The organism is Actinomadura nitritigenes (assembly GCF_017573545.1).
GTDB lineage: Bacteria > Actinomycetota > Actinomycetes > Streptosporangiales > Streptosporangiaceae > Spirillospora > Spirillospora nitritigenes.
On sequence record NZ_JAGEOK010000003.1, the window covers coordinates 130297 to 156660 of the forward strand.

Below are 26364 nucleotides of genomic sequence, written 5' to 3' on the forward strand. Positions count from 1 at the left end.
CCGTGCCGCGTCGGCGCGCGCCGATCGGTCGTGGGCAGTGAGCGTATCAGCCGCGTTCGCGGGCCGGGAAACGCGCGCGGCGCCGTCCGGGAACGGCGGGACCGCCGGGTCGGACGGCAGGGCGGGACCGTACGGCAGGGCCCGGGGGCCGGCGGCGCGCGCCGCCGGCTCCCGGGCGTCTCCCGCGTTCACGGGGTCCCGGCCTTCAGGGGGTGGGCCGGCACGGGGTCACCGGCCGGTGTTGCTGCGGCGGCGCCGCGCCAGGGCGTCGATGCTCGCCGCGAACAGCAGCACGATCCCGGTGATGAGGAAGCTCAGGTACGCCTTGGTGCCGAGCAGCCCGAGACCGTTGTCGATGATGGCGATGACGAGGCCGCCGAGGACCGCGTCGCGGGCCTTGCCGCGCCCGCCGAACAGGCTCGTCCCGCCGATGACCGCGGCGCCGACCGCGTACAGCAGGGTGTTGCCGCCGCCGGCGTCGGGGGTGACCGAGTTCAGCCGGGACGCGGCGACGATGCCGCTGACCGCCGCGAACCCGGACGCGATGATGAACACCGAGATCCGGATCCGGGTGACGTTGATGCCCGCGCGGCGGGCCGCCTCGGCGTTGCCGCCGACCGCGTAGATGTGCCGGCCGTACGGGGTGCGGCCGAGCACGAACGTGCAGACGATGAGCAGCACGCCGACCAGCGGGACGCCCCACGGCACGCCGCCGAGGAAGATCAGCGGGCTGGCGGCGCGGTCCTGGCTGAGCAGGTAGGTGCCGAGCAGCAGCGCCGCGGCGACCACGACCGACTGGGCGATCACCAGCTCGACCGGCCGCGAGTGCAGGTTGCGGGCCTGCTGGCGGCGCCAGCGCAGCAGCTGCGTCGCGGCGTAGCCGACCGCGCAGACGGCGGCGAGCGTCCAGCCGAGCCAGACCGGCATGTTCTTGTTGGCCAGCGCCACGATGAAGTCGTCGCGGACGGGCACCGTGCCGCCGTCGCCGATCAGCTTCAGCGTGATGCCCTGGATGCCGAGGAAGAACGCCAGCGAGACGACGAACGACGGGATGCGCACGACCGCGACCAGCCAGCCGATCGCGGTGCCGATGACGACGCCGACCGCCAGCGCGGAGATCACCGCGACGTACCAGGGCTGGCCGCTGTCGACGATCAGCTTGGCCATCACGGCGGCGCAGACGCCGCTCGCGACACCGGCGGACAGGTCGATCTCGCCCAGCAGCAGGACGAAGACCAGGCCCATCGCGAGGATCACGATGGGCAGCGCCTGGGTGCACAGGTTCGCGATGTTCTGGTTGCTGAGGAAGGTGTTGGGCCGCAGCGCGAAGAACAGCACGATGAGCGCGGCGAGGCCGAGGATCGCGGGCAGCGCGCCCAGCTCACCGGCCCGGATGCGGCCCCAGTAGTCCAGTAGCGCCGAGCGCACGTCGTGGTCGCGGTGGTCGGCGGCGAAGTCCGAGTCCGCCAGCTTCACGGCGGCCTCCTTGCCCTCGGGGAGTTCGGTGGACACCTCGGTCCCCCTTTCAGATGCTCTCGGCGGCGGTCTGCGGCGCGAGGCCGAGATCACCGGAACGGCCGGCGGTGATGAGCTCCACGATCTGGCCGTGGGTGACCTCGGAGCGTGCCACGTCCGCGGCGACCCGGCCAAGGTAGAGCGCGGTGATGCGGTCGGCCACCTCGAACACGTCGTTCATGTTGTGCGAGATGAGCACGACGGCGTGCCCGGTGTCGGCGAGCCGCCGGACGAGGTCGAGCACCTGCCGGGTCTGCGCGACGCCGAGCGCGGCGGTCGGCTCGTCGAGGATGACGACCTTGGACTCCCAGAGCGCCGCCTTGGCGATCGCGACGGTCTGCCGCTGCCCGCCGGACAGGCTGGCGACCTGCTGGCGCACCGACTTGACGGTGCGGACGGACAGCCGGGCGAGGGTCTGCCGGGCCGCCTCCTCCATGGACGCCTCGTCCAGCACGATGCCCCGGCGGCGTTCGCGGCCGAGGAACATGTTCTGCACGATGTCGAGGTTGTCGGCGAGCGCGAGGTCCTGGTAGACGACCTCGATGCCGAGGTCGGCCGCGGCGCGCGGCCCGTCGACGGTCACCTCCCGGCCGTCGAACTCGATCGTCCCCGAGTCGATCGGGTAGATCCCGGCGATGCACTTGATGAGGGTGGACTTGCCCGCGCCGTTGTCGCCGACGAGGGCCATCACCTCGCCCAGCCGCACGGCGAAGTCCACGTCGTGCAGCACATGGACGGCGCCGAAGCTCTTGTTGAGCCCGGTCAGGCGGAGGACGGGGTCTCCGTTTTCTGCCACGTGATTCCTTCCAGGGGTAGCGCGGGCCCGTTTCCTTCCGGGGGTTGGCGCGGGCCCGTGGCGGGCCCCGTGGACGTCCCGGGGTTCCGGGCTCCCGGGGCGTCCTCAGCGGTGGGGCCCGCCACGAGGGTCAGTACCGCCCAGGGGGGCGACCCCCGCACCTCCTGGGCGACGTCGACGAGATCAGTGGGAGGTCACTGGATGCCGGCGGCCTTGCACTTGGCCGCGTAGGCGCCCTTGCACAGGTCGGCGGCCTTGACGAACTGGTCGTCGGTGACCTGCTTGACGTTGTCCTTGAAGACGCCGATCGGGTTCAGCAGCACCGAGGGGACGTCGCGCTTGCCCTGCGGGTCGTTGGTGGTGCCGTTGGTCTCGCCCTTCTGGCCCTTGATGAGGGCGACGGCGAGCTTGGCGACCGCGTCGGCCTCCTGCTTGACGGGCTTGTACACGGTCATGCACTGGGTGCCGTCCAGGATGTTCTGGAGTCCCTGGAGGGTGGCGTCCTGGCCGGTGACCGCGACCTTGCCGGCCTGCTGGTTCTTCTTCAGGATGGAGATCGCGGCGTTGCCGAGGCCGTCGTTGGCGGCCAGCACGCCGTCGATCTTGCCGTGCTGCTCGGTGTACATCTGCTCGAAGATCGTCGCGGCCTTGTCCGGCTTCCAGTCCGGGACGGCCTGCTCGGCGACCTTCTTGTAGTTCGACACCTGGTCGAGGATGTTGTGCGCGCCCTTGGCGAACAGCGTCGCGTTGTTGTCGGTCGGCGAGCCGTTCAGGTAGGCGATGTTGGCGCTCTTGTCGCCGAGGCACTTCTGCAGGCCCTTGCCGAGCTCCTCGCCGACCTTCACGTTGTCGAAGGAGACGTAGTAGTCGGAGACGCCGCCGAGGGTGAGCCGGTCGTAGTCGATCGTCTTGACGCCCTGGGACTGCGCCTTGCGCTGGACGGCGCCGGCGGAGTTGGAGTCGATGCCGTCGACGATCAGCACGGTGACGCCGCTGGTGATCATCTGGTCCGCGATCGTCTGGAACCGCTGGGTCGAGCCCTCGGCGTTCTGGATGTCGTACTGGACGCCGGCCGTCTTGAACGCCTGCTCGAGATAGGGCCGGTCGAAGCTCTCGTAGCGGACGGACGAGGTGGTGTCGGGCAGGATCACGCCGACCTTGCCCTTCACCGCGCCGGAGCCGGAGCCGGAGCCCTTGTCGCCGCCGCCGTTGTCGTCCCCGCACGCGGACAGGGTGAGCGCCGCGGCGGCCGAGAGGGCCATGAAGCTGAGGATCCCCTTGCGCATTGCCCGGGTCCTTTCTTGGGGGCGGCCGCGTGGCGCGGCCGGGGGTTCGCAGCGCCGGTGAGCGAGGTCGCACATCCACCGGCGTGAATGTTGTGTCCCGCAACTTATGTCCGACTCGTCCTGAACGCCAGACCTGTCGCCCGGCCAATTTGTTGTGGGCAGTAACAATCCCGTAACGCGAGATCAACACGGGGGAAACAGTGGAGGGCGCTGATCGGGGAGGGAGAACCGGAGGTCAGGACGGGTCCGGGCCGCGCGCGGCATATGTTCGGCGGGTCAACATTCAGCCCCGGCCCGCGGGCGACCCGCCGCGCGCGACCAACGCCGCGGCCATGCGGCGGCGTCCCGGAGCGCACCGAGACTGTGCCGCATGACCCGGCGCCTCGACCGTCGCGCGAGCGCGTCACCTGACCGGTGAGGCGACGCCGAAGGCGAGCCTCACCGGGAGAAGACCGCGAAGCGATGCCGTGCCCGCGCGAGCCCGGTCAAGGGCCGAGCCGCTGGGCGAGGCCCTTGGGCCGGGGTCGCTACGAAACGGCGAGGACCAGCGCGACCCGGTCGGCCGCGGCGGCGACGTCGTCGGCGGGTGCGATGCGCTCCGCCCACGACCACCAGTACCACCATCCGTCGGCGCCCCGTTCCGCGAGGATGTTCTCCGTCAGGGCGGAGGCGTCCGGATTCATCACGTGCAGGCTGGGCGACTGGCCCCGAGGCAGTGTGAGGCGCACCCGCAGGCCGCGTTCGACCAGCTCGGCGCCCAGCTCTTCCAGATATTCGATCCGCGTCCGAGCGGGCGCGGCGGTTCCCGTATCGTCAGGCGTCATCCTTGTCTTCCCCATGGACTCCGCGCGGCCCGACGAGATCTCACCCTCCCCCTTCCCCGGCCCGGGTGCAAGCACTGCGGCCCGGTCGGCGCGGGTGCGCCGCGAACTCCGGCGCCGCGGCGAGCGTCGCAAAGGGCGCGGTGCCCGGCCGCCGCGAACGGCATCCGGGATATGTTGCGCATGGCACTCGAAGGGGGAAGTTGGGGCGTATGGCGATGGCGAGCGCGGGCGCGAACCCGGAGTGGACCCGGCCCGACCAGCGGCTGCCCGAGCGGCGCCCGGCGGAGGGGACCGCTCCGTCCTCCCCGGCCGGCACCTGGCACCGGATGCACTACGCGGTCGGCGTCTTCCTCATCGCGTACGGGGTGGCGGGCCTGGCCGGCGCGGCGCTGCTGTGGGGCGACCGGCGCAAGGAACTCGGCGACTACTTCGGCTCCGGGAACGCCGGCACGCTGCTGATCCTGGCCAAGGCGGCCGAGGCCGTGCTCGTCGCGGTGACCGCCGCGGGGATCGCCCGCCGCCGCGACATGTGGTTCGTCCCGGCCCTGGCAGGCTGGATGGCGGGCTTCGCGGTGTTCGCGGTCCTGGACGTGTTCGACGGCCGGTGGGGCGGGCTCCTGGAGCACCTGCTCTACCTCGCGGGCTTCGTGGTGCTGCTCTTCGTCTCGTACGGGCTGAGCGCGAAGGCGCAGGTCGGCAGCGGTGCGGCGGTCCGCGCGTCGGCCGTGCCGCCCGCGCCGGACGGACCCGGACAGGACGGTGGCGGCGACGCCGTCGGGGACGGCGGGCCGCGGCGGCTCACCCGGACGCAGGAGTTCGCGCTCGCCGCGCTCAACCGGCTGCCGCGCCGCTGAACCGGGCGCGCCCCGGCGCGCCCGGACGGGACGGGAGGGTCCGGACGTCAGCGGACGATCCACGCGATGGCGGTCATCGTCCCCGGCGGTACCTCGGTGAAGCCGCCGTCCCGGACCGCGACGGCCGCCTCCTTGACGCATCGCGACCACGCGACGTCCCTGACCAGGTGCACGGGCGCGCCCGCCTCGATCCACGCCGCGACGTCCTTGCGCCGGCCCTGCCGCAGCAGCAGCTGCGCGGCGTGCCCGCTCTGCGCCGCGGCCTTGCCGGTCGTCATCGTCACGTCCGGGTTCAGGGCGAGCGCGGCGTACGGCGGCGCGGGCGGCGGCGCCGGCTCCTCGGCGTCCGCGAGGTCGAGCCCGGCCACCTGGAGCTTCGCCAGCTCCGGCGGGACGTCCGCGACCGGGCCCGGCGGGAACGCCCGCACCTGCGCGCCCGCGTGCTCGACCGTCACTCCCGGCAGCGCCTGCGCCTCCGGCCAGCGGACGCCGCGCGCGCGCCGCGTCACCTTCCGGATCCGCCGCGACTCCCATTCGTGCACCGGCAGGCGCCACTCCCCGTCGGGGTCGGTCGCGCGCGGGTCGGTGAGCAGCCGGACGACGGCGGTCGCCGCGGCCTCGCAGACGGCGCCGTGAGTGGGCGGATCGGCCTTCTCCGCGCGTACCACCAGTTGCATCGCCCAGGGCGGGTCGTCGAGAGGGTCGTGAGCAGGTCGCACCCATGGAGTATTCCAAACCGGTTCCGATGTCCGTGACGCCGCTTTCCCGGGGACGATGTGGGTAATGCAACTGTTGCCGTCTCCCGGACGTCGATCCTGTAGCGGGCGCAGCACCGTGGGACGGCCCTCGCCGGAGGGGGGCGAGGGGCACGGCGAGAGGTCGGGTCGGAGGTCGCCGGTGACCAGTGGCGCGTGGAACGAGTCCATCCCCGGAGTCGGTACGTTCTTCGTCGGCATCGACGTCGCCCCGGGGCGGTACCGGTGCGACGACGCCGCGGGCGGCTGGTGGGTCCGCTTCACCGGCCCCGGAGGGGGCGACCCGGTCGGCATGTGGCCGCTGCCCGCCGGCGGCGCCGAGGTCGAGATCGAGCCGACCGACTTCGCGTTCGAGACCCACGTCGGCGCGTACTGGCGGCGGATCGCCCCGCCGCGCCGCGCCGGGGACGGCCCGGCGGCGGAACCGCGCCCGGTCGCCGACCCCGGACTGCGCGCCGAGCTCGACACGCTCGTGGCGCGCCGCCGCCCGCTGCTGTGGCTGGCGCCGCTGACCGTCCTCGGGCTGGGCCTGCTGGGGTCGCCGCTGCTCGGCTCGCTGTGGCTGATCGGCCTCGGCATGCTCGCGGTCCTGGTCGCGCTCGGCACCCCGTCGGTCTCGCTGGACCTGCGGCGCGCCCGCGAGCTGGAGCGCCGCCGGCACCGCTACCTCACCCCCGAGGACTTCGACGGGCCGGGCCGCGCGCTGCTCGTCCGCGTGCAGGCCGCGGTCGACGCCGTCCGCGACTCGCAGGTCAACCGGGAGGGCCTGCTGGACGCCGTCGACAACGCGGTCACCCTGCCCCGGCAGGAGTGGGAGATCGCGCAGGTCCTGGCGCGGCAGTCGAAGCTGCGCAGGGAGCAGGAGGAGATGGCGGAGGCCGCGCCGCTGCCCGAGGTGGCGGCCGCGCTGCTGCCGCTCCGCGAGAAGCTCGACATCTCCGTCGAGGCGGTGACGCGCCGGATCGAGGCCCTCGAGCGGTACGCCGAGCGTGCCCGCGCCGCCGACGAGGCCCTGGCCGCGCACCGCCACCTGGAGTCCCTGGCGGCGAAGGCGCACGAGTACGACGAGCTGCTCGCCGACACCGTCCGCGACGACCTGGCGCTGCCCGCGATCGAGCGGCTCACCGAGCAGGGCGACGCGCTCGTCCGGACGCTGCGCGAGCGGCTCGCGAAGGCCGCCGAGGCGGGCGGCGAGCTCCCGCCCCCGCCCGCCTGACCGCTCACAGCACCCGCGCGTACATCAGCGCGAACACCAGGTACGGGACGAGGAACACCCAGCTCGTCACGATGATGCCGTGGAGCACCTCCTCCGGTTCGCGCGCCCGGCCGAGGAAGCGGTGGTACACCCGGACCAGCACCGGCGCGGACACGGCCTGCGTCCACAGCGTCCGGTGCGGGAACACGTGCCCGGTCGCGGCCAGCGTCACCGCGAGCGCGCACGACGCCGTCCACGCGGCGAGCCCGATCCGGTACGCGCCGCGCGGGCCGAGCCGCACGGCGATGGTCCGGTACCCGCTGGCGAGGTCGGCCCTGTAGTCGGTGACGGTCGTCGGGACGTACAGGGCGGTCGCGACCAGGACGCCCTCGGCGGCCATCACCCACGGGAAGCCCTCGATGGGGCGCACGACCGTCCAGCCGGCCACCAGCGCGAAGCCGCCGACGCCGGCCGCGTTGGTCGCCACGTCGAACCCCGGCCGGTCCTTCAACCGGATCGGCGGCACGCTGTACAGCCAGCCGAGCACCAGGAACCCGAGCGTGACCAGCGCGAACGCCGGCCGCACCGTCAGCGCGACGAGCAGCGCCGCCGCCGCGGTCACGTGCGCGGCGACCAGCGCGCCGTGCACGCTCAGCCGCCCGCCGACGAGCGGCGCGCCGTCCTTGCGCGGATTCTCGAGGTCGCCGTCCAGGTCGAAGGCGTCGTTGATGGCCGGCACCGCCAGCCAGACCAGCGGCCCCCACACGACCAGCCCGGTCAGCACGGGCGCGGCCGCGTCCAGGCACCCGCCGCTCATCGGCGCGCACGCGTCCTGCCCGGCGATCAGCCACCGCGTCGCGAGCAGGTGCCCGACGTAGAACGGCACGAGCGAGACGAGCCAGATCGCCGGCCTCGCGATGAGCCACAGGTCGAGCAGCACCCGCCACCGCCGCACGGCCGCCCGCACCGGCACCCGGTGCCGTGTCTGAGAAGCGCGCATGCCGTCACCCCCAGGGATCGCGACGCGCCCCCACCCCTATTGGACACTACGTCCACATGCTCCGCGGTGGCCAGTGCCCGCGAATTCGCCTCCCCTGCGCCGCCGGCCGGGATGATCTCGGTGGCGCGGGTCGTTGGACCCGGTGTGGAGTCGATCATGATGCGGGCGGCCGTGGCGGAGCGGCCGGGGCCGCCGGACGTGCTACGGGTGCGCGAGGTGCCGGTTCCCGGGCCGCGGCCGGGGTGGACGCTGGTGAAGGTCGGGGCGTTCGGGCTGAACCGGTCGGAGATGTTCACCCGGCAGGGGCACTCCCCCGGCGTGCGGTTCCCGCGCGTGCTCGGGATCGAGTGCGTCGGGGAGGTCGCCGCGGGCGGCGTGCTCGCGCCGGGGACGCGGGTCGCGGCGGTCATGGGCGAGATGGGGCGCGCGTTCGACGGCGGCTACGCCGAGTACGCGCTGCTCCCCGACGACCTGCTGATCCCCGTCACGACCGGGCTGGACTGGGAGGTCTTCGCGGCGCTGCCCGAGACGTACCTGACCGCGCAGGGGTCGCTGGACGCGCTCGGCGCGGACGGCGGCACGCTGCTGGTGCGGGGCGGGACGTCGTCGGTCGGCATGGCGGCGCTGTCGCTCGCCAGGGGGCTGGGCCTGCGGACGATCGCGACGACCCGCAACCCCGGCAAGGCCGGCGCGCTGGAGGAGGCGGGCGCCGACCACGTCGTCCTGGACGACGGCGGCATCGCGGACGGGGTGCGGGAGATCGTCCCGGACGGTCCCGACCACGTGCTCGAACTCGTCGGCGCCTCGACCCTCGTGGACTCGCTCGGCCTCGTCCGCAAGGGCGGCGCGGTGTGCATGACGGGCATCCTGGGCGGCGAGTGGGTGCTCCCGGAGTTCGAGCCGATGCAGGCGATGCGGAGCGGGACGCGGCTCACCGTGTTCCACAGCGACGACGTGCAGGGCGCGGCGGGCGCCGCGACGCTGCAGCGGCTCGTGGACGGGGTCGAGAGCGGCCGGTTCCGGCCGAACGTCGACCGGGTCTTCGCACTGGACGAGATCGCCGACGCGCACCGGTACATGGAGGCCGACGAGGCGGCCGGCAAGCTCGTCGTGCGCCTCTAGCCGCCGGGCGTGCGGAGCCGGGTCAGCCGAGCAGGGTCAGCCGAGCAGGGCGCGGATCTGGTCGGGGCCGGTGAAGACCTCGGCGGCCATGCCGGTCTCGCGGGCGGCGAGGACGTTGCGCTCGGTGTCGTCGATGAACAGGACGTCGGCGGGCTCCACGCCGAGGCGTTCGGCGCAGATGCGGTAGGCGCGCGGGTCGGGCTTGGCGACGCCGATGGCGCACGAGTAGGTGAGCGCGTCGAACCGGGACAGCCAGCCCTCGTGCCGCGCCTCGAAGCGGGGGACGAGGTCGGCGATGATGTTGGAGAGCAGGCCCAGGGTGCGGCCGCCGTCGGCCAGCTCGTGCACGAGGGAGACCATGCGCTCGTCGACGTTCGTCCAGCTCCGCAGGTCGGCGTCGATCAGCGCGGGCACGTCGGGGAACCCGGTGCCGAGGGCGGCGGCGACGTCCGCCCAGTAGGCCGCGGCGTCCCGGCCGGCGTCGTAGGCGGGGCGCAGCGCCCAGTACGCGTCCCAGAACGGGGCGCCGGAGACGCCGGCGATCTCCTCGATCTCCCGCACGGCCTCGGGGGTCTGGGTGCGGGCGATGACGCCGAACAGGTCGAAGACGATCACATCGGGCATGGTCCGAGGGTATGCGGGGCGGGGCGGTGCCGCCGTCGTGGGGCGGGGCGGCGTCGCGCCGCGTCGCGATGTGGGAGCCGCGGGTGATGGAACAAGCGCTTGGGCAGACCGTAAACTGCCGCTGACGCGCGGACTGAGCAAGCGGTTGGGCGCGCACGGCATAATGAGAGGGTGACGACCACGAGCGCGAATTCCGGGCGGGCGAGGCCCCGGGCCGCCGGCGAGGGCGGCGCGCGCCGCCGCGGCAAGGGCTCGCCGGCCCTGGCGTCGGAGCGCCGCGAGCACCTGGTCAGGCTGGCCGCGGACCTGTTCGCGGAGAAGGGCTTCCAGGCCACCACGGTCCGCAACATCGCCGACGAGGCCGGCATCCTGTCCGGCAGCCTCTACCACCACTTCGACTCCAAGGAGTCGATCGTGGACGAGATCCTGACCGGCTTCTTCGACGAGATCATGGCCGCCTACCGGGCCGAGATCGACGCGGGCCGCGACCCGCGCGAGACGATCGCCGGGCTCGTCCGCATCGCGTTCAACTCCCTCGAGCCGCACCGCGCCGCGATCACGGTGATGCAGAACGACTGGAACTACCTCCAGGGCATGGACCGCTTCGCCTACCTCACCAAGTCCGAGGACGAGGTGGAGAAGATGTGGGTCGAGACCATCGCGGCCGGCCAGGAGCAGGGGCTGTTCCGCGAGGACCTCGACCCGAAGCTGACCTACCGGATGATCCGCGACACGATCTGGGTGGCCGTCCGCTGGTTCAAGCCCGGCGGACGGCTCGACGCCCAGAGCCTCGGCGAGCACTACATCAAGGTCATGTTCGACGGGATCAACACCCACTAGCCCCCGGGCGGACGCCCGCGGCCGCAGGCCCGGCGCCCGCCGTGCCCCCGGCGGCAGGGCCCGCTATCCCCGCACGGGAACGCCCGGGCGCTCCGGCGCGGGTTCGGCGGCGCGGCGCGGCAGCAGCCGCGCGATCGGACCGGGCAGCCACCAGTTCTTCTCGCCGAACAGCTCCATCAGGGCGGGGACGAGCACCATCCGCACGACGGTCGCGTCGATCAGGATGGCGACGCCGAGGCCGAGGCCGATCTGCTTGACGGCGACGTTCGCGCCGAGCAGCACCGACAGGAACACCATCACCATGATCGCGGCGGCGGCGGTGATGACCCGCGCGGTGCCGGCGAGGCCGCGCGCGACGGCCTCCCGGGTGGGCATGCCCGCCTCGTGCGACTCGCGGATCCGCGACACGAGGAACACCTCGTAGTCCATGGACAGCCCGAACAGGATCGGGAACATCATCAGCGGCACCCAGGTGGTGACCGGCATCGAGGTGGGGAAGCCGAGCGCCTTGCCCGCCCAGCCGTGCTGGACGACGCCGGTCAGCACCCCGTAGGCGGCGGCGATCGACAGCAGGTTCATCAGCGCGGCCTGCAGCGCCACGGTGAGCGAGCGGACGAGCGCGACCAGCAGCAGCAGCGACAGCCCGACCACGATCGCGATGAGCAGCGGCAGCCGGTTCTGCACGTCGTCGGCGAAGTCGATGGACGCCGCGTTCTGACCGCCGACGTAGGCGCGCAGGTCCGTGCCGCGGGCGACGCCGGGCAGCACGTCGTCGCGGAGCCGGTGCACCAGCCGCGGGGTGGCCTCGTCCTGCGCGCCGGTGGTCGGGAACGCCATGATCACCGAGACGGCCCCGTCGGGGCTGGTGCGCGGCGGCTGGACGGCCGCGACGCCCCGTGCGGCGCCGACGGCCGCGGCGACCGGCGCCGGGTTCCCGCCCCGGGTGACGATGACCAGCGGCGCGGCGGTGCCGGGCCCGAAGCCCTCGGACATGAGCTGGTTCGCGGCGTAGCCGCTGGTGTCGTGCGGCTGGGTGCTGGAGTCCGGCAGGCTGAGCCGCATCGACAGCGCCGGCACCGCGAGGACGAGCAGCAGGGCCGCCGCGGACAGCCCGGTGACGACCGGGTGGCGCTGCACGAGCCGGGCCCAGCGTTCGGCGAGGGGGCGGCGCGCGCGGCCGAGCCCCGGCACGCGCAGCCGGTCGATGGCCCGGCCGGTGAAGCCGAGCAGCGCGGGCAGCAGGGTGACGGCGGCGAGCATCGTCATCAGCACCGCCACGCCGGCGGCGACGGCGACGGCGTCGAACAGCTTCTGCTGCATGACGAACAGGCCCATCAGGGCGATCACGACGGTGCTGCCGGCGAACAGGACGGCGCGTCCGGCGGTGGTGACGGCGGTGACGGTCGCCTCCTCCGGTTCCTTCCCGGCGGCGAGCTCCTCCCGGTAGCGGGTGACGATGAACAGCGCGTAGTCGATGCCGACGCCGATGCCGATGAGCGCGGCGACGATGGGCCCGAACGACGGCGCGGGCAGCAGGTGCGCGATCAGCGCGATGAGCCCGAGCCCGGAGCCGATGCCGAGCAGCGCGGTCACGATCGGCAGTCCCATCGCCAGCACCGAGCCGAAGGCGATCAGCAGGATGACGACGGCGGCGAGCACGCCGATCCCCTCCGACGACCCGCCGCCCGCGGTCTCGGCCTTGTCGATCGCGGCGCCGCCGAGCTCGATCCGGACGGGCCCGGAGTCGCTGCGGACGTCGTCGATGAGCTTGGTGACGTCCGTGGTGGGCACGTCGTCGGTGGGGACGTCGAGGTTCGCGGTGGCGAACGCCGTCCGGCCGTCCTTGGAGATCTGGCCGGGGACGTCGTAGGGCGAGGTGACGGAGGCGACGTGCGGTGTCCGGGCGAGCCGGTCGATCGCCTTGGTCACGCGCGCCTTCACGGCGGCCGAGCGCACTCCGGCGTCCGCCCGCACGGCGAGCGTGACCGTGTCGCCGCTGCGCTTGGGGAAGTGCTCGTCGAGCAGCTTCTTCGCGGTCGCGGACTGGGAGGAGCCTCCGGTGAAGTCGTTGAGCGGCTTGGCGGCGAAGCCGAAGCCGAGGACCAGCACGGCGAGCGCGCCGACGATCCAGGCGACGACGACGAGCCGCCGCCTTTGGTAGCAGACCCGGGCGAGCCTGGCCAGTTTCATGGGAACCACCTTCGCGGGAGTCCGCGGGTAGAGAACACGTCGTTCCCGAAAGCGTGGCTCCCGCACCCGGCCCGCGTCGTCCGGCGGGCGGCGTCTTCCGGCGGGCCCGCTACTTCCGGAGGAGTACATCCGGCGCGGTATCCCACCGTTGGGCCCCCCGAACCTCCATAGTGTGCTTAGTCACAATTTGCCGAGTAGGGGTCACGCATTGGTCCGTGGGGACGCTGTTACTGAGGAGATCATCGGGGGGAGGGCGGCATGACGGCTCCACAAGGCGCCGGCCGGGACGAGCCCACGCCCGCGGCGTTCCGCGCCGCCACGGCGCGCGGCCTGCAGGAGCAGTTCCCGGGCGTGCGCGTCTGGTTCGGCGAGGCGACCGGGTCCTGGTGGGCCCTGGTCCCGCTGCGGAACGGCCCGCGGCTGCTGGAGGCCCCCACTCCGCAGCAGCTCCGCGACGAGATCATGAACTCGCGGACCCGGGGGTGACCAGCCCCGACTCGTAGGCGAGCACCACCAGCCGGGCCCGGTCGCGCACCGCGAGCTTGCTCATGGCCCGGCTGACGTGCGTCTTGGCGGTGAGCGGGCTGACCGCGAGGGCGCTCGCGATCTCGGCGTTGGACAGCCCCCGGCCGACCAGCCGCACGACCTCCCGCTCCCGGTCGGTGAGGACCTCGAGCCGGCCGACGGCGGCGGGGGCGGGTCCGGGACGTCCGCCGACGAAGCCCTCGATGACGGCGCGCGTGACGGCGGGGGCGAGCAGCGACTCGCCGCCCGCCACCACCCGGACGGCGTTCACCAGCTCGGCGGGCTCCATGTCCTTGACGAGGAAGCCCGCCGCTCCGGCGCGCAGCGCCAGGTAGATGTGCTCGTCGTCGGTGTAGGTGGTGAGGGCGAGGACGCGCACGTCGTCGAGCGCGGGGTCGGAGGCGATCCGGCGGGTGGCGGCGAGCCCGTCCGTCCCGGGCATCCGCAGGTCCATGAGGACGACGTCGGGCCGCAGCCGGCGGGCCAGCTCCACCGCCGCGTCGCCGTCCTCGGCCTCGCCCACGACCTCGATGCCGTCCTCGCCGGACAGCAGCATCCGGAACCCGGCCCGCACCAGCGACTGGTCGTCGGCCAGCACCACTGTGATCACGCCTGCTCCCCCGTCCGCCGGGCCCCCGTCCGGCCCGGATGCGACGGCGCAACCGTACGACGATTCGGGCGGCGGGAGGAATCGGACCGTTCCCACGAGGGCGCCGCCGGACGGCGGAGGAGGGCGGGCGAAGGCCGTCCGCCGGGAACGGGGCGCGATCCGTTCCCGGCGGGCGTTTTGTGAAACTAACCTGAAATGTGCTCCAACACAAGCGCTTGCTCGGTAAGCGTTGTGTGGGACAGCGCACATCGCCCCCGCCCCGTCTCCGGGCGGGGCGCGCGTCAGGTCTCGTACTGGATGGCGGCCCGCTCCGCGGCGATCGGCGCGATGAACTCCTCGACCACCGCGCGGTGCGCCGGATGGTCGCGGTACGCCAGGTAGCCGTCCTTGCCCGCGAAGTCCGCGACCACGACGAACTCGTAGGCCCCCGGGCTCACGCCCGCGTCCAGGCCGGCGCTGAACCCGCGGACCTCCGGGATGGTCCCGGCCACCTCCCGCAGCCTCGCCGCGACCTCCTCCTGCTGGCCGATCGTCGTGCCCTCGGCCCACCTGTACAGCACCACGTGCCGGAAACCGCTCATGCGGGCACGCTACCGGGAACCGGCGGGCTCACACGGTCCCGAGCTCCGCAGCCGTGACCGCGCCGAGCTCCCAGCACGCCTCCAGGTCGGCCTTGCCCGGCTCCCCCGTCACCACCACCGGCGGCTGGACCGCCTTCCACTTCAGCCCCGTCGTGATGGCCTCCAGCGCGCGCAGCGCACCGGTGGCGTCGTTGTTCCCGTGCAGGAAGGCCCCGAACGGCCGGCGGATTGTCTCCTCCAAGCACGGGTAATAAATCTGGTCGAAGAAGTGCTTGAGCGCCCCGGAGAGATAACCGAGGTTCACAGGGGAGCCGAGGAGGTAGCCGTCCGCCTCGAGGACGTCCACGGCGGAGGCGGTCAGCGCCGGACGGGAGACGACCTCCACGCCCTCGATCTCGTCCGTGCGCGCCCCCGCGCGCACCGCCTCGACCATCGCCTGGACGGACGGCGAGGGCGTGTGATGAACGAGCAGGAGCCTCTTCACCCTCACGAGACTAACCAGTTTCCCTCCGGGTGGCCGGGTACGGCCGACGTGGGGACGAGAAGCGCCGGAGTCGCCGAACGCGACGTCATAGGAGGTGTCCGGACGACGCTGACCATGAGCGGCCAAAGATAACGTCCGATCCGGGGAATGAGTTCCAAAAGATCATGGTTGGGGCTCAGCGGAGGTGTGCTTCTCGTGCATGCAGCGAAATCGGCCGAACGCGCGGACGGCGAGGCGCTGCCCGTCTGGCCGCTGGCGCTCGTCGCCGCGTTCGTCGCCGTCCTGATCGCCGTGCCCGCCATGGCATGGTCCCCGCACTGGCTCGACCGGCTCTCGGCGGTGGTGACCGGAACCCCGCTCGCCCCCGCGCACGCCGTGTCCCTGGGCCTGGTGCTCCTCCTGATCGCGCGCGGCGTCCTGCTGCGCCGCCGGGCCGCCTGGTACGGCCTGGTCGCGCTGGTCGTCCTCGGCCTGCTCGCCGTCGTCGCGGGCGACGACGCGCCGTGGCGGGTGCCGCTCCTCGCGGCCGTCCTGGTCGGGCTCTGGGTGGAGCGCGACCGGTTCCCCGTCCGCCCGCACCCCGACCGGGTCCGCACCGCGGTGAAGACCGGCGCGCTCCTGGTGATCGGCGCGGTGGTCGGCTCGGTGCTCGTCGGCGGCGTCTCCGTGCGGTCCGTGCGGGTCGTCGCGAGCGGCCTCGGCGCCACCGGCGCGCGCATCGACGGCGCCTCCTGGCTGCCCGGCGTGCTCGGCCTCGCCGGCGCGGTGGGCCTGCTCGCCCTGGTGATGACGCTGCTGGCGCCCGACCCGGCGCCGCCGCCCGGCGGCGAGGACGAGCGGCGCCGCGTCGCCGGCCTGGTCGCGCACCCCGGCTCGGACACCCTGGCCCCGTTCGCGCTGCGCCGCGACAAGTCGTACGTGTTCAGCCCGGACGGGCGCGCCGCGATCGGCTACCGGGTGCTGTTCGGCATCGCGGTGGCGGGCGGCGACCCCGTCGGCGACCCGGCGTCGCACGCCGCCGCCATCGAGGAGTTCCTGCGGCTGTGCCGGACGTCCGGCTGGCGGCCCGCGGTGCTCGGCGCGAGCGCCGACCTGCTGCCGGAGTGGGGCCCGCTGCGCTCGTTCGGCTTCGGCGACGAGGTCGTCGTCCGGCCGGAGGAGTTCACGCTGTCGGGCCGGCAGATGCGCAACGTCCGGCAGGCCGTCAAGCGCACCGCCAACGCCGGCGTCACCACCGGGATCCTGCCCGAGCGCGAGCTGTCCGCGGACCTGCGCGCCGAGCTGCTGGAGGTCGCGTCCGGCTCGCTGGGCGGTGCCGCCGAGCGCGGCTTCTCGATGAACCTCGACGAGCTGCTCACCGGCTACCACCCCGGCGCGGTCGTCGCGGTCGCCTACGACGAGGACAAGAAGCCGATCGCCTTCCAGCGGTACGTGACGGCGGGCGAGGGCATCAGCCTCGACGCGATGCGGCGCTCGCCCGGCGGGCCGAACGGCGTCAACGAGCGGCTGATCGTCGAGATGATCGAGTACGCGGGCGAGCACGGCCACGCGCTCGTCTCGCTGAACTTCGCGGCCTTCCGCGAGCTGCTGGACGCCGAGGAGCGCGGCGCGCTCGAGAAGGCCGGCTACCAGGCCCTGCACCTGCTGGACCCGCTGATCGCGGTCGAGTCGCTGTACCTGTTCGACAAGAAGTTCCGGCCCGCCTACAAGCCGCGCAGCATCGTCTTCCGGTCGTGGTTCGACATCGTGTGGCTGGCGGCGGCGCTGCTGACCCTGGAGTTCGGCCGCACGAAGCCGGCGGCCGCCGCCGAGGAGCCCGTCACCGAACCCGCCCACCACTACAGCCGCTAGCCGACTGCCCGGCCCTCCGGACCGGCCTCCGCCGCGACCCTGTCGATACCGGCGGAGGTCGTTCGTGTAGAGGGTGAGATGTTCCCGGCGAGGGGCGAGGGTGATGACGATGCGGGAGATCCGGACGCTGGTCGGCGGGCGGGGGCTGGTGGAGTCGCCGCGGTGGCACGACGGGCGGGTGTACTTCTCCGACTGGACGGCGGGCGAGGTCCTCGCCGCGGACCCGGACGGGCGCTGCGAGGTGGTCGCGCGGGTGAAGTCGCTGCCGCTGTGCACGGCGTGGCTCCCGGACGGCGGGCTGCTGCTGGTCGATTCGCCCGGCGGGCGGCTGCTGCGGCAGGACGGCGACGGGACGCGGACCGTGCACGCGGATCTCGGCCGGGCGGGCTGGAACGACATCGTGGCGGACGGCCGCGGCAACGCCTACGTCAACCGCGCCGGGTTCGACCCGATGGCCGGGGAGGAGTTCCGCCCCGGGTCCGTGTTCCTCGCCGCGCCCGACGGGACGGTCCGGGAGGTGGCCGGGGACATCGCGTTCCCCAACGGGATGGCGGTGACTCCGGACGGCTCGACGCTGATCGTCGCCGACTCCTACAGCGGTGAGCTGGTGGCGTTCGCGATCGGCGCCGGCGGCGGGCTGTCGGACCGGCGTGTCTGGGCCGACCTGGGCGACGGGACGCCGGACGGCATCTGCGCCGACGCGGAAGGCGCCGTCTGGTACGCCGACGTGCCCCATGAGAGGTGCGTGCGCGTCGCCGAGGGCGGCGCGGTCCTGGATGCCGTCGAGGTGGAGCGGGGCGCGTTCGCCTGCGCGCTCGGCGGTCCCGGCGGGACGACGCTGTTCATCACGGCGGCGGAGTGGCAGGGCATGACCGAACCGGAGCCGGTGCGGCCGGGCAGCGGCCGCCTCCTGGCCGCGGACGTCGAGGTGCCTGGCGCGGGATGGCCCTGACCGCACCGCTCCCTCCGCGGGCCTTCGGCGACCTGGCCGTTTCCCCGGGGTGGGCGGCGGGTAGCGCGATCGGGTGGAGACCTGGAACGCCATCACGTCCCGGCGCAACGTCCGGGAGTACCGCGACGAGCCGATCCCGCCCGATGACCTCGACCGCGTCCTGGAGGCGGCGCGGCGGGCGCCGTCGTCCAGGAACTGGCAGCCGTGGGACTTCGTCGTCGTGACGGACCGCGACCGGCTCGGGGAACTGGCCGCGGCGGGCGAGTACGCGGCGCACGTCCCCGGTTCGGCGGCGACGATAGCGCTGGTCATGCGGGACTACGACGACCCGGACGAGCGGGAGACCGCGCGGTTCGACCTCGGGCAGGCGATGCTGAGCATCATGATCGCGGCCGTCGACCTGGGGATCGGCAGCGGGCACGCGACGGTGATGGACCAGGCGGTGGCGCGCCGCGTGCTCGGCCTGCCGGACGACCGGTTCTGCGCCTACCTGGTCGCGCTGGGCTACCCGGCGGGCCGTCCGCTGAAGCCCGTCCGGAACCCGGCCCGGCGGGCGTTCGAGGACGTGGTGCACCGCGGCCGCTGGTGACCGTCCGGAGGGACTGACGCGGGGCCGATGCCCGGTCTTCTGGAATCTTCGAGCATGATTCTAGAAACCCCCGTGGAGAGGACCGGGCATGAGCAGCACTGTGCAGGGGCACTGCGATCCGGCGTTCGCCGCCGTCCGTGAGGTGTTCGAGCAGCATTTCGCCGACGGGCGCGAGCTCGGCGCCGCCGTCGCCGTGTACGCCGGCGACCGCAGGGTCGTGGACCTGTGGGGCGGCGTCGCCGACCACCGGACCGGACGCGCCTGGGCCGCCGACACGCCGTGCTTCGGCTTCTCCTGCACCAAGGCGGTGACGGCCGCGGCGGCGCTGCTGCTCGCCGAGCGCGGCGCCTACGAGGTGGACGGCCCGGTCACCGCGTGGTGGCCGGAGTTCGGCGCGCACGGCAAGGACGGCGCGACGGCGGCGCACCTGCTGTCGCATCAGGCGGGGCTGCCCGCGTTCGGCCGTCCCGTGTCGGCGGAGGAGGCGGCGGACCCGAAGGCGCTCGCGGACCTGCTCGCCGCGCAGGCGCCCGAGTGGGCGCCGGGCGAGACGCACGGCTACCACGCGCTGACCTACGGCTGGCTGGCCGGGGAGATCGTCCGGCGGCTGTCCGGCACGACGGTCGGCGCGTTCGCGAAGCAGGAGTTCACCGGCGGCCTGGACATGTGGATCGGGGCGCCGGACGAGGTGATCGGACGCGCCGCGAAGATGACCGCGCGGGGCCGCGTCTCGGGCGCGGCCGACGGGCCGAAGACCGCGGCCGGCGACATCCTGAAGCGGCTCGCCGCGGCGTACACCGACCCGCAGAGCCCGACGAACCGGGCGCTGAACAACCCGCATCCGGGCAAGGGCGGCTACAACAACCCGGTGGTCCTGCGGGCCGGCTGGCCGTCCGCGGGGATGCTCGCGACCGCGCCCGCGTTCGCGGGGTTCTACCGCGACCTGGTGGCGGGCCGGATCGTGCGCCCGGACACGCTCCGCGAGGCCGTGCGCCGCCGGGTGTCCGGCCCCGACCGGACGCTCCTCGTGGACAGCTCGTTCGGGCTCGGGTTCATGCGCCCGTCGCAGACGTTCTTCGTCCCGAAGGCGGCGCGGGAGACGGCGTTCGGCCACACCGGCGCCGGCGGCTCGATCGGGCTCGGCGACCCGGACGCCGGCCTGGCGATGGCGTACCTGCCGAACCGGATGGGCGAGCAGCTGTCCGGCGACCTGCGGGCGTTCCGCCTCACCGAGGCCGTGTACGCGTCGCTGAGCTGAGCGGGCCGCCGGGGCCGGGCCGGGTCACTGCATGGTGATGCCGCCGCTCACGGACACGGTCTGGCCGGTGATGTAGCCGGCGCGGTCGGTGCACAGGAACGCGACCAGGCCGGAGACGTCGTCCGGGCGGCCGATGCGGCGCAGCGGGATCTGCCTGGCGAGCTTCGCCAGCAGGTCCGGGTGCCGGTCGGACACCGCCCGGACCATCGGCGTGTCCGTGGGCCCGGGGCACACCACGTTGGACGTGACGCCGCCGCCCGCCGCCTCGCGGGCGAGGGACTTGGCGAGCCCGAACAGCCCGGACTTGGTGGCCGCGTAGGCGCCCTCGCCGCCGGCGCCGGCGCGGGCGCCGTCGGAGGAGACGAACACCAGCCGGCCCCAGCCGCGCTCGGTCATCCCGGGCAGCAGGGCGCGGGTGAGCTGCATCGGCGCGCGCAGGTTGACGTGCCACATCAGGTCCCAGTCGGCCGGGTCGCTGTCGGCGAACGGCTCGACGATGCTGACGCCCGCGTTGTGGACGAGGACGTCCACCGGCCCGGCGCCGGCGGTGAACGCGTCGATGGACGCCGGATCGGTGAGGTCGACGCGGGCGGCGGCGCCGCCGGTGCGCTCCGCGACGTCCTCGGCGGCGGCGAGGTCGACGTCCGCGACGACGACGCGGGCGCCGAGCGCGGCGAGGTCGGCGCAGATCGCCCGGCCGATGCCGCCGGCCCCGCCGGTGACGACGGCGGTGCGTCCGCCGAGGGTCGTGCCGTCCATCGGTCCTCCGCTCCGGCTGCTCGTGCCCTCACCGTAGCCGCCGCCCGCGCCCGCGCCGGCAGGGGCGGTAGCGTGCCGGTTCATGGAGGTACGCGACCTGCACCCGTGGCCGTCGACGCCCGAGGAGGCGGAGGCGATCCAGGACCGGCTGCGCCCGATGCTCGAACTCGGCGTCCCCGGACCGGCGAACCCGCGCACCGTCGCCGGGCTGGACGTCTCGTACGCGGGCGACGGCGGCGGGACCGGGGCCCGGCTGGCCGCCGCGGTGGTCGTCCTCGACGCGGCGACCCTCGACGTCGTGGAGGAGTCGGTCGCCGTCGGGACGGCCGCGTTCCCCTACGTGCCCGGCCTGTTCGCGTTCCGCGAGCTGCCCACCCTGCTGGACGCGCTCCGGGCCCTGGACACCACGCCCGACCTGCTCGTCTGCGACGGGTTCGGGGTCGCGCACCCCCGCAGGTTCGGGCTGGCGTGCCATCTCGGGGTGCTGACCGGGCTGCCGGCGATCGGCGTGGGCAAGACCGCGTTCGTCGGCGCCTACGACGCGCCCGGACGCCGTCGCGGCGACGCCAGCCCGCTGCTGGACGGCGGCGAGGAGGTCGGGCGGGTGCTGCGGACCCGCGACGACGTGAAGCCGGTGTTCGTGTCGGTCGGCCACCGCACCGACCTCGACTCGGCGTGCCGCGCCGTCCTCGCGGTGACGCCCGATTACCGCCTTCCGGAGACGACTCGCCGGGCGGACCGGCTGTCCCGCGACGCACTCGGAGGCCGAAGGCGCGCGACGGCGCCTTCCTCGACGTCGGCGCGGTGAGATGGCAGGCTTTCGTTAACACGCGGCGGCCGGTCCGGCCGTCCGCGCCACCGCTGGACGGTGCCCATGCAACCGCGCCCGATGCGGGCGGACGCCCGCCGCAACTACGAACGACTGATCAGCACGGCCCGCGCGGCCTTCATGGAACACGGCACGGGCGCGTCCCTGGACGACATCGCGCGGCGCGCGGGCGTCGGGTCCGGGACGCTGTACCGGCACTTCCCCACCCGCGACGACCTGCTGCACGCGGTGCTGCGCGAGCGGATCGAGGGGCTGCTCGCGCACGCCGCCGCGCTGATGAGCGAGCCGGACGCGGACGCCGCGCTTGCGGGCTGGCTGCGCGGCTACCTGGCCGGCGCGATGACGCCGCGCGGCACCTCGACCGTGCTCATCGAGGCGATGTCGCCGCGGTGGTCGGCGACGCGGCTCGGCACCGCGGCCGCCGCGATCCGGGACGCGGCCGGCGGGCTGCTGGAGCGGGCGCAGCGCGCGGGCGGGATCCGGGCGGACGCCGACGCCGCCGACCTGCTGCGGCTGACGAACGCGATCGGTGTCGCGGCCGAGCGCACCCAGGACCCCGCGGGGTATGCCGACCGGATGCTGGCGCTGCTGTTCGACGGGCTGCGCGCGCGCTGACCGGCGCCCCCCGGCTCCGGGCCGCCTTGTTCCCCGAACCAAGCGTTCGCTAGTTTGGTGGGGCGCCGCGGTCGCGGTCGCCGCTGGGAACGAGGAGCGTTGATGGGGCAGCTTGACGGCAAGGTGGCGCTGATCACCGGTGGGGCGCGCGGCATGGGCAAGGCCCATGTGAAGCGCTTCGTCGCCGAGGGCGCGAAGGTCGTGTTCGGCGACGTCCTGGAGGAGGAGGGCGGCAAGCTCGCCGCCGAACTCGGGGACGACGTCCGCTTCGTCCGCATGGACGTGACGTCGCCCGACGACTGGGAGAACGCCGTCGGCACCGCGACGTCGGCGTTCGGGGCGCTGCACGTCCTGGTGAACAACGCCGGCATCATCCGCTACAAGACCATCGAGGACATGTCGCTGGACGAGTTCCGGCGGATCATCGACGTCAACCTGATGGGCCAGTGGCTCGGCGTGAAGTCGGTGACGGCGGCGATGCGCGAGGCCGGCGGCGGCTCGATCGTCAACGTCTCCTCGACCGAGGGCTTCGTCGGCGCGGACGGCCTCGCCGCCTACAGCGCCAGCAAGTTCGGCGTCCGCGGCCTCACCAAGTCCGCGGCCCGCGAGCTCGGCGGGTACGGCATCCGCGTCAACTCCGTCCACCCCGGCGGCATCATCACCCCGCTGTTCATGCAGGACGACATCATCGCGGCCAAGGCCGACAGCGCCGACGCGCTGATGAAGGCGCTCCCCCTCGGCCGGATGGGCAAGACCAAGGAGGTGTCCGGCCTGATCGTCTACCTGGCGTCGGACGACTCGTCGTACTGCACCGGCAGCGAGGTCCTCGTCGACGGCGGCCTGCTGACCGGCGCCGGCTACTGAGCGCGCCGGGCCGCCGGTGACGGACGGGACCCCCGCACCGGCGGCCCGACGCGGGCCTTCGTCATGGACGGCGCTCCGTCCACCGCTCGACGGCCTCAAGCTGCGCCGCGAGCGAGATCAGCGTCGCCTCGTCGGAGTCATGGCCGAGCAACTGCGCCCCGATCGGCAGGCCCTTCTTCGTGAACCCCGCCGGGACGTTCACGCCGGGCCACCCGAGCACGTTCCACGTCCACGCATAGGGGCACGCCGCGGCGACGCCCGACTGGGTCTTGCGGTAACCGGCGCCCTCGAAGGCGCCGACCTTCAACGGCGGCTGCGCGGTGGTCGGCGTCAGCACCACGTCGGCGAACCGGAAGATGCGCCCGACCTTCTTCCGCAGGTAGGGGTCCATCCTCCTGGCCAGCGGGAGCAGCCGCTTGCCGGCGACGCGCCCGATCCGCGCCTCGACCTCCGTCCGCGCCTCGGGGCGCGCGTTCGGGATCGAGTCGAGCCAGTCCGCGACGCCGGCCGTCCCGCGCGGGATGAGGCCGAGGCCCACCAGCCCGTAGTCCGGGTCCGCGGGGAACACCCTGTGCCCCAGCTCGGTCAGCCGCCGGGAGACGCGCTCGACCGCCGCCCGGATCTCCGGATCGAGCTTCCCGCTCACCCCGAAGGCCGTCCGGTACGAGACCGCGATGCGCAGCCGCCCCGGCTCCCGCCTCGTCGCGTCCACGAAGGGCAGCACCGGGCGCCCCACCTGGTACGCGTCCTCCGGATGGCTGCCCGAGAGCACGTCCAGCAGCAGCGCCGCGTCCTTGACGCTCCTCGCCAGCGGACCCCAGACGGTGATCCCGTTGAAGGGATCGGTGTGGGGATGACCGGAGACGCGCCCCCGCTGCGGCTTGATGCCGACCAGCCCGGTCCACGCGGCGGGGATCCGGATCGACCCCGCCCCGTCGGACCCCACGGCCCCCGCGACCATCCCCGCCGCCACCGCCGCCGCGGACCCGCCCGACGACCCGCCCGGCGTGTACTCCGGGTTCCACGGGTTCCGCGCGGCCCCGTACTCCGGCGACTCGCTGAACGGCCACAGCCCGATCTCGCACGTCGTCGTCTTGCCCACCACGATCGCGCCGGCGGCCCGCAGCTTGCGGACCACCTCCCCGTCGCGCACGGCCGGCCGGTGGTCGCCGGCCACCGCGAACGGCGTGGTCTCCCCCTCGATGTCCGTGTCGTCCTTGATCGCGACGGGCACCCCGAGCAGCGGCAGCCGCTCCCCCTCGGCCAGCCGCTTGTCGGCCTCCCGTGCCTCCTCCACCGCGGCCTCCCGCACGACCCGGAAGGCCCCGAGGGACTCCTGCCGCCGGATGCCGTCCAGCGACGCCTCCACCAGTTCCGCGGAGGACACCTCGCCCTTCCGCAGCGCGTCCGCCTGACCGGCCAGACCCAGCTCCACGCCCCACCTCCGCTATCGTTCGTTCGAACGAACGATAGCGCCCGTGTCGTCTTTGGGGAAGACTGTGCAGCAATGAGCGCCCGCGACCAGATCCTCCACGCCACCCTCCGCCTGATCGGCGAGCAGGGCATCGGCGCCGTGACCAACCGCGCGGTCGCCCGCGCGGCCGGCGTCTCCCTCGGCTCCCTCACCTACCACTTCCCCAGCCAGGACGAGCTGCTCCGCGAGGCGCTGCGCAACTTCGTGGACGCCGAGATCGCCCGCATCACCGCCTACGCCGAGAGCCTCCGCGAGTCGGGCATCGCCCCGGTCGACGCAGCCGACCTGGTGGAGAAGGCCGTCGTCGACTTCGCCTACGGCCCCGAGCAGATCGCCAACCTGGAACTGCACCTGCACGCCGCCCGCGACCCGGCCATCCGCGACACCTCGGTCCGCTCCGTCGAGGCCTATGACCGGCTCGCCACCGCCGTCCTCACCGCCCTCGGCATCCCCGACGCGGAGCGGCACGCCCCGGCGATCGTCGCGATGCTCTACGGCCTCGCCGTCCGCCGCCTGGCCACCGGCGACACCGCCGCCACCGGCACCGCGGACGCCTTCCGCCTCCTCCTCCTGGGCGCCCTCCCCCGCGACTGAGAAAGGCCTCTGGCCCGCACGGCCCCAGAGCGGGGTAACGGGGCCGTGCAGGCCAGAGACCTGTCTCAAACAGGAACCTCAGTCGACGTTCGCTCTGCTCTCCGCCTGTGCACCTCCGCCGTGTTCCGATGTGAACAAGCCCAACGCTAAGCCGCCCCCGCCCACCCCAGAACCCCCTTAAGCCTCACTTAGGGAACCGCTGAGCAAGCCTTATTCAGGCACCGTCCGGGGTCGTCCGGGAAGCCGCTCCGGTAGCCACTCACCTGCGCAAACAAGGGAAGGAGCCCAGGGGAACCGTCCGGCACAGTCGAAACGAGTCGGACCATCTCGACTCACGTTGGCTCCCGAGATTGGCTCCCCTGGCTCCCTCCCTCCCAGCAGGGAGGAGGCCCAACCCATGGCCCGCGAACTCACCGGCCTCACGCCGACCGCCACCACAAACGACAAGGCCATAGCCACAGCCACCCGCACCGGCAAGGTCTGGCACGCCACCACATGGCCAACGCCCCTAGACCGCAACGGCGCCATCACGGCCCTGACCCTCGCGGAACTCACCCTCACCCACGGCGAAGACGACCCCTGCGTCATCGACCTCCGAGAGGAGCTGACGCGTGGTTGACCGCCTAACCCGCATCACAACGGCCCTCGCCGTCGTGGCGGTCGCCGGCGTGGCCGCGATCATCTCCTACCGCCACGCCTACGAACTCGTCTGCTCCCACGGCGAGGCAGGCACCACCGCACGCCTCGTCCCCTTCACGGTGGACGGCCTCATCTGGGCGGCCTCCATGGTGATCCTGGACGCGAGCCGCCGGAAGCAACCAGCACCGGCCCTAGCCAAGTGGAGTCTCGCCGTGGGCATCGTGGCGACGGTAGGCGCCAACGTGGCGCACGGCGCGTCCCACGGCGTCATAGGCGCCCTAGTGAGCGCATGGCCGGCCCTCGCCCTCGTGGGCTCGTTCGAACTCCTCATGACCCTCACCCGCGCCGCCGCAACCCACACCGCACCACAGCGGAACGAGCAACGCACCACGACGGAGCCCCCTGCACCACCGCGCACCGAAGTGGAGCAAACCCCAGAAGAGGCGGTACTCGCCGAGTACCTAGCAAGCCTGGACGGCCCAGGTCGCCCCGTCTCCCAGCGCTACCTAGCCGAGAAACACAACATCGACCGCCGCAAGGTCAAACAGATCATCTCCACAGCCCTCCATAGCTGATCAGGAACACAGCAGGCGCAGGCCCAGGGCAAGGCTCCGGGCCTGCGCTCACAAGTTGCGGCTCACTATGTTGACAATCTCGATGCGAACCCCGGTGCCCGCACCTCATTGCCGCCCGCCCCCAAGCCCCTGACCGTGTTAACGCCGATCAGCCACCAGACTTT

The 26364-nt window shown here is 73.5% G+C and carries 28 protein-coding genes; 15 read left to right on the forward strand and 13 right to left on the reverse strand.

Translation table 11 applies throughout. The features are described from left to right. Positions 1-228 precede the first annotated feature (228 nt). The 4 genes from J4557_RS05035 to J4557_RS05050 all read right to left on the reverse strand — a co-directional run bounded on the left by J4557_RS05035 (position 229) and on the right by J4557_RS05050 (position 4421). The gene (locus J4557_RS05035; RefSeq protein ID WP_208265163.1) at positions 229-1512 is read right to left on the reverse strand and encodes a sugar ABC transporter permease; all 1284 of its coding nucleotides are present in this window, start codon (positions 1510-1512) and stop codon (positions 229-231) included. Positions 1513-1525: 13 nt separating this feature from the next. Then, positions 1526-2311 (reverse strand): ATP-binding cassette domain-containing protein, encoded by a 786-nt coding sequence (locus tag J4557_RS05040; protein ID WP_208265164.1) that lies wholly within the window; start codon positions 2309-2311, stop codon positions 1526-1528. Between the two features lie 194 nt (positions 2312-2505). Continuing rightward, positions 2506-3597 (reverse strand): sugar ABC transporter substrate-binding protein, encoded by a 1092-nt coding sequence (locus J4557_RS05045; RefSeq protein WP_208265165.1) that lies wholly within the window; start codon positions 3595-3597, stop codon positions 2506-2508. Between the two features lie 527 nt (positions 3598-4124). After that, a complete protein-coding gene (locus tag J4557_RS05050; protein WP_208265166.1) occupies positions 4125-4421 on the reverse strand; it encodes a hypothetical protein in 297 nt (98 codons plus the stop codon). Positions 4422-4630: 209 nt separating this feature from the next. On the opposite strand from J4557_RS05050, the gene J4557_RS05055 reads away from it, so the two are divergent. Next, positions 4631-5275, forward strand: a complete 645-nt coding sequence (locus J4557_RS05055) for a hypothetical protein (protein ID WP_208265167.1) — start codon at positions 4631-4633, stop codon at positions 5273-5275. 47 nt (positions 5276-5322) lie between these two features. Here the strand turns inward: J4557_RS05055 and J4557_RS05060 are convergent, their stop codons facing one another. After that, the gene (locus J4557_RS05060; RefSeq protein WP_208265168.1) at positions 5323-5994 is read right to left on the reverse strand and encodes a hypothetical protein; all 672 of its coding nucleotides are present in this window, start codon (positions 5992-5994) and stop codon (positions 5323-5325) included. 178 nt (positions 5995-6172) lie between these two features. Here J4557_RS05060 and J4557_RS05065 point away from each other — a divergent pair, with 178 nt between their 5' ends. Next, positions 6173-7246 (forward strand): Rv1352/Rv1906c domain-containing protein, encoded by a 1074-nt coding sequence (locus J4557_RS05065; protein WP_208265169.1) that lies wholly within the window; start codon positions 6173-6175, stop codon positions 7244-7246. Positions 7247-7250: 4 nt separating this feature from the next. Here J4557_RS05065 and J4557_RS05070 read toward each other — a convergent pair whose 3' ends face one another. After that, complete coding sequence (locus tag J4557_RS05070; protein WP_208265170.1) at positions 7251-8225, reverse strand: UbiA family prenyltransferase; 975 nt, start codon at positions 8223-8225, stop codon at positions 7251-7253. A gap of 144 nt (positions 8226-8369) precedes the next feature. Between J4557_RS05070 and J4557_RS05075 the strand changes: the two genes are divergently transcribed. After that, positions 8370-9347, forward strand: a complete 978-nt coding sequence (locus J4557_RS05075) for a zinc-binding dehydrogenase (protein ID WP_307799414.1) — start codon at positions 8370-8372, stop codon at positions 9345-9347. A gap of 36 nt (positions 9348-9383) precedes the next feature. Here the strand turns inward: J4557_RS05075 and J4557_RS05080 are convergent, their stop codons facing one another. After that, entirely contained in the window at positions 9384-9971 is a 588-nt protein-coding gene (locus tag J4557_RS05080) for an HAD family hydrolase (protein ID WP_208265171.1), read from the reverse strand. Positions 9972-10142: 171 nt separating this feature from the next. Between J4557_RS05080 and J4557_RS05085 the strand changes: the two genes are divergently transcribed. Further along, a complete protein-coding gene (locus J4557_RS05085; RefSeq protein ID WP_190864733.1) occupies positions 10143-10811 on the forward strand; it encodes a TetR-type transcription factor C-terminal domain-containing protein in 669 nt (222 codons plus the stop codon). 63 nt (positions 10812-10874) lie between these two features. On the opposite strand, the gene J4557_RS05090 is transcribed toward J4557_RS05085, so the two are convergent. Then, positions 10875-13001, reverse strand: a complete 2127-nt coding sequence (locus J4557_RS05090) for an MMPL family transporter (RefSeq protein ID WP_208265172.1) — start codon at positions 12999-13001, stop codon at positions 10875-10877. Positions 13002-13259: 258 nt separating this feature from the next. Here J4557_RS05090 and J4557_RS05095 point away from each other — a divergent pair, with 258 nt between their 5' ends. Continuing rightward, positions 13260-13487 (forward strand): hypothetical protein, encoded by a 228-nt coding sequence (locus J4557_RS05095; protein ID WP_208265173.1) that lies wholly within the window; start codon positions 13260-13262, stop codon positions 13485-13487. Here J4557_RS05095 and J4557_RS05100 read toward each other — a convergent pair. The 3 genes from J4557_RS05100 to J4557_RS05110 all read right to left on the reverse strand — a co-directional run bounded on the left by J4557_RS05100 (position 13462) and on the right by J4557_RS05110 (position 15201). Beyond that, on the reverse strand, positions 13462-14136 hold the full coding sequence (locus J4557_RS05100; RefSeq protein ID WP_208265174.1) for a response regulator transcription factor: 675 nt from the start codon (positions 14134-14136) through the stop codon (positions 13462-13464). The two genes, J4557_RS05095 and J4557_RS05100, sit on opposite strands and share 26 nt — an antisense overlap. Before the next feature lie 281 nt (positions 14137-14417). Then, positions 14418-14717, reverse strand: coding sequence for a Dabb family protein (locus J4557_RS05105; RefSeq protein ID WP_208265175.1), 300 nt, complete (start codon positions 14715-14717; stop codon positions 14418-14420). Positions 14718-14745: 28 nt separating this feature from the next. Continuing rightward, on the reverse strand, positions 14746-15201 hold the full coding sequence (locus J4557_RS05110; RefSeq protein ID WP_208265176.1) for a flavodoxin family protein: 456 nt from the start codon (positions 15199-15201) through the stop codon (positions 14746-14748). A gap of 195 nt (positions 15202-15396) precedes the next feature. Here J4557_RS05110 and J4557_RS51540 point away from each other — a divergent pair, with 195 nt between their 5' ends. The 4 genes from J4557_RS51540 to J4557_RS05130 all read left to right on the forward strand — a co-directional run bounded on the left by J4557_RS51540 (position 15397) and on the right by J4557_RS05130 (position 19851). Further along, positions 15397-17052 (forward strand): bifunctional lysylphosphatidylglycerol flippase/synthetase MprF, encoded by a 1656-nt coding sequence (locus J4557_RS51540; RefSeq protein ID WP_208265177.1) that lies wholly within the window; start codon positions 15397-15399, stop codon positions 17050-17052. A gap of 109 nt (positions 17053-17161) precedes the next feature. Beyond that, positions 17162-18004, forward strand: a complete 843-nt coding sequence (locus J4557_RS05120) for an SMP-30/gluconolactonase/LRE family protein (protein ID WP_208265178.1) — start codon at positions 17162-17164, stop codon at positions 18002-18004. Between the two features lie 73 nt (positions 18005-18077). After that, positions 18078-18593 carry a nitroreductase family protein gene (locus J4557_RS05125; RefSeq protein ID WP_208265179.1) on the forward strand — a complete coding sequence of 172 codons (516 nt, stop codon included), beginning with the start codon at positions 18078-18080 and terminating at the stop codon, positions 18591-18593. 88 nt (positions 18594-18681) lie between these two features. Next, positions 18682-19851 carry a serine hydrolase domain-containing protein gene (locus J4557_RS05130; RefSeq protein ID WP_208265180.1) on the forward strand — a complete coding sequence of 390 codons (1170 nt, stop codon included), beginning with the start codon at positions 18682-18684 and terminating at the stop codon, positions 19849-19851. A gap of 24 nt (positions 19852-19875) precedes the next feature. On the opposite strand, the gene J4557_RS05135 is transcribed toward J4557_RS05130, so the two are convergent. Next, positions 19876-20610, reverse strand: a complete 735-nt coding sequence (locus J4557_RS05135; protein ID WP_208265181.1) for an SDR family NAD(P)-dependent oxidoreductase — start codon at positions 20608-20610, stop codon at positions 19876-19878. A gap of 82 nt (positions 20611-20692) precedes the next feature. On the opposite strand from J4557_RS05135, the gene J4557_RS05140 reads away from it, so the two are divergent. The 3 genes from J4557_RS05140 (at position 20693) to J4557_RS05150 (ending at position 22918) form a co-directional block, all read left to right on the forward strand. Next, positions 20693-21418: an endonuclease V gene (locus J4557_RS05140; protein ID WP_208265182.1), complete on the forward strand. Its 726-nt coding sequence runs from the start codon at positions 20693-20695 to the stop codon at positions 21416-21418. 66 nt (positions 21419-21484) lie between these two features. Further along, on the forward strand, positions 21485-22054 hold the full coding sequence (locus J4557_RS05145) for a TetR/AcrR family transcriptional regulator (protein ID WP_208265183.1): 570 nt from the start codon (positions 21485-21487) through the stop codon (positions 22052-22054). Positions 22055-22156: 102 nt separating this feature from the next. Then, the gene (locus tag J4557_RS05150; RefSeq protein WP_208265184.1) at positions 22157-22918 is read left to right on the forward strand and encodes a glucose 1-dehydrogenase; all 762 of its coding nucleotides are present in this window, start codon (positions 22157-22159) and stop codon (positions 22916-22918) included. A 61-nt stretch (positions 22919-22979) separates the two neighbouring features. Here J4557_RS05150 and J4557_RS05155 read toward each other — a convergent pair whose 3' ends face one another. Then, complete coding sequence (locus J4557_RS05155) at positions 22980-24353, reverse strand: amidase (protein ID WP_208265185.1); 1374 nt, start codon at positions 24351-24353, stop codon at positions 22980-22982. 72 nt (positions 24354-24425) lie between these two features. On the opposite strand from J4557_RS05155, the gene J4557_RS05160 reads away from it, so the two are divergent. The 3 genes from J4557_RS05160 (at position 24426) to J4557_RS05170 (ending at position 26200) form a co-directional block, all read left to right on the forward strand. Then, positions 24426-24986, forward strand: a complete 561-nt coding sequence (locus tag J4557_RS05160; RefSeq protein WP_208265186.1) for a TetR/AcrR family transcriptional regulator — start codon at positions 24426-24428, stop codon at positions 24984-24986. Positions 24987-25383: 397 nt separating this feature from the next. Next, positions 25384-25605 (forward strand): hypothetical protein, encoded by a 222-nt coding sequence (locus tag J4557_RS05165; RefSeq protein WP_208265187.1) that lies wholly within the window; start codon positions 25384-25386, stop codon positions 25603-25605. Then, the gene (locus J4557_RS05170) at positions 25598-26200 is read left to right on the forward strand and encodes a DUF2637 domain-containing protein (protein ID WP_208265188.1); all 603 of its coding nucleotides are present in this window, start codon (positions 25598-25600) and stop codon (positions 26198-26200) included. Before J4557_RS05165 ends, J4557_RS05170 begins: the two co-directional genes overlap by 8 nt. Positions 26201-26364 lie beyond the last annotated feature (164 nt).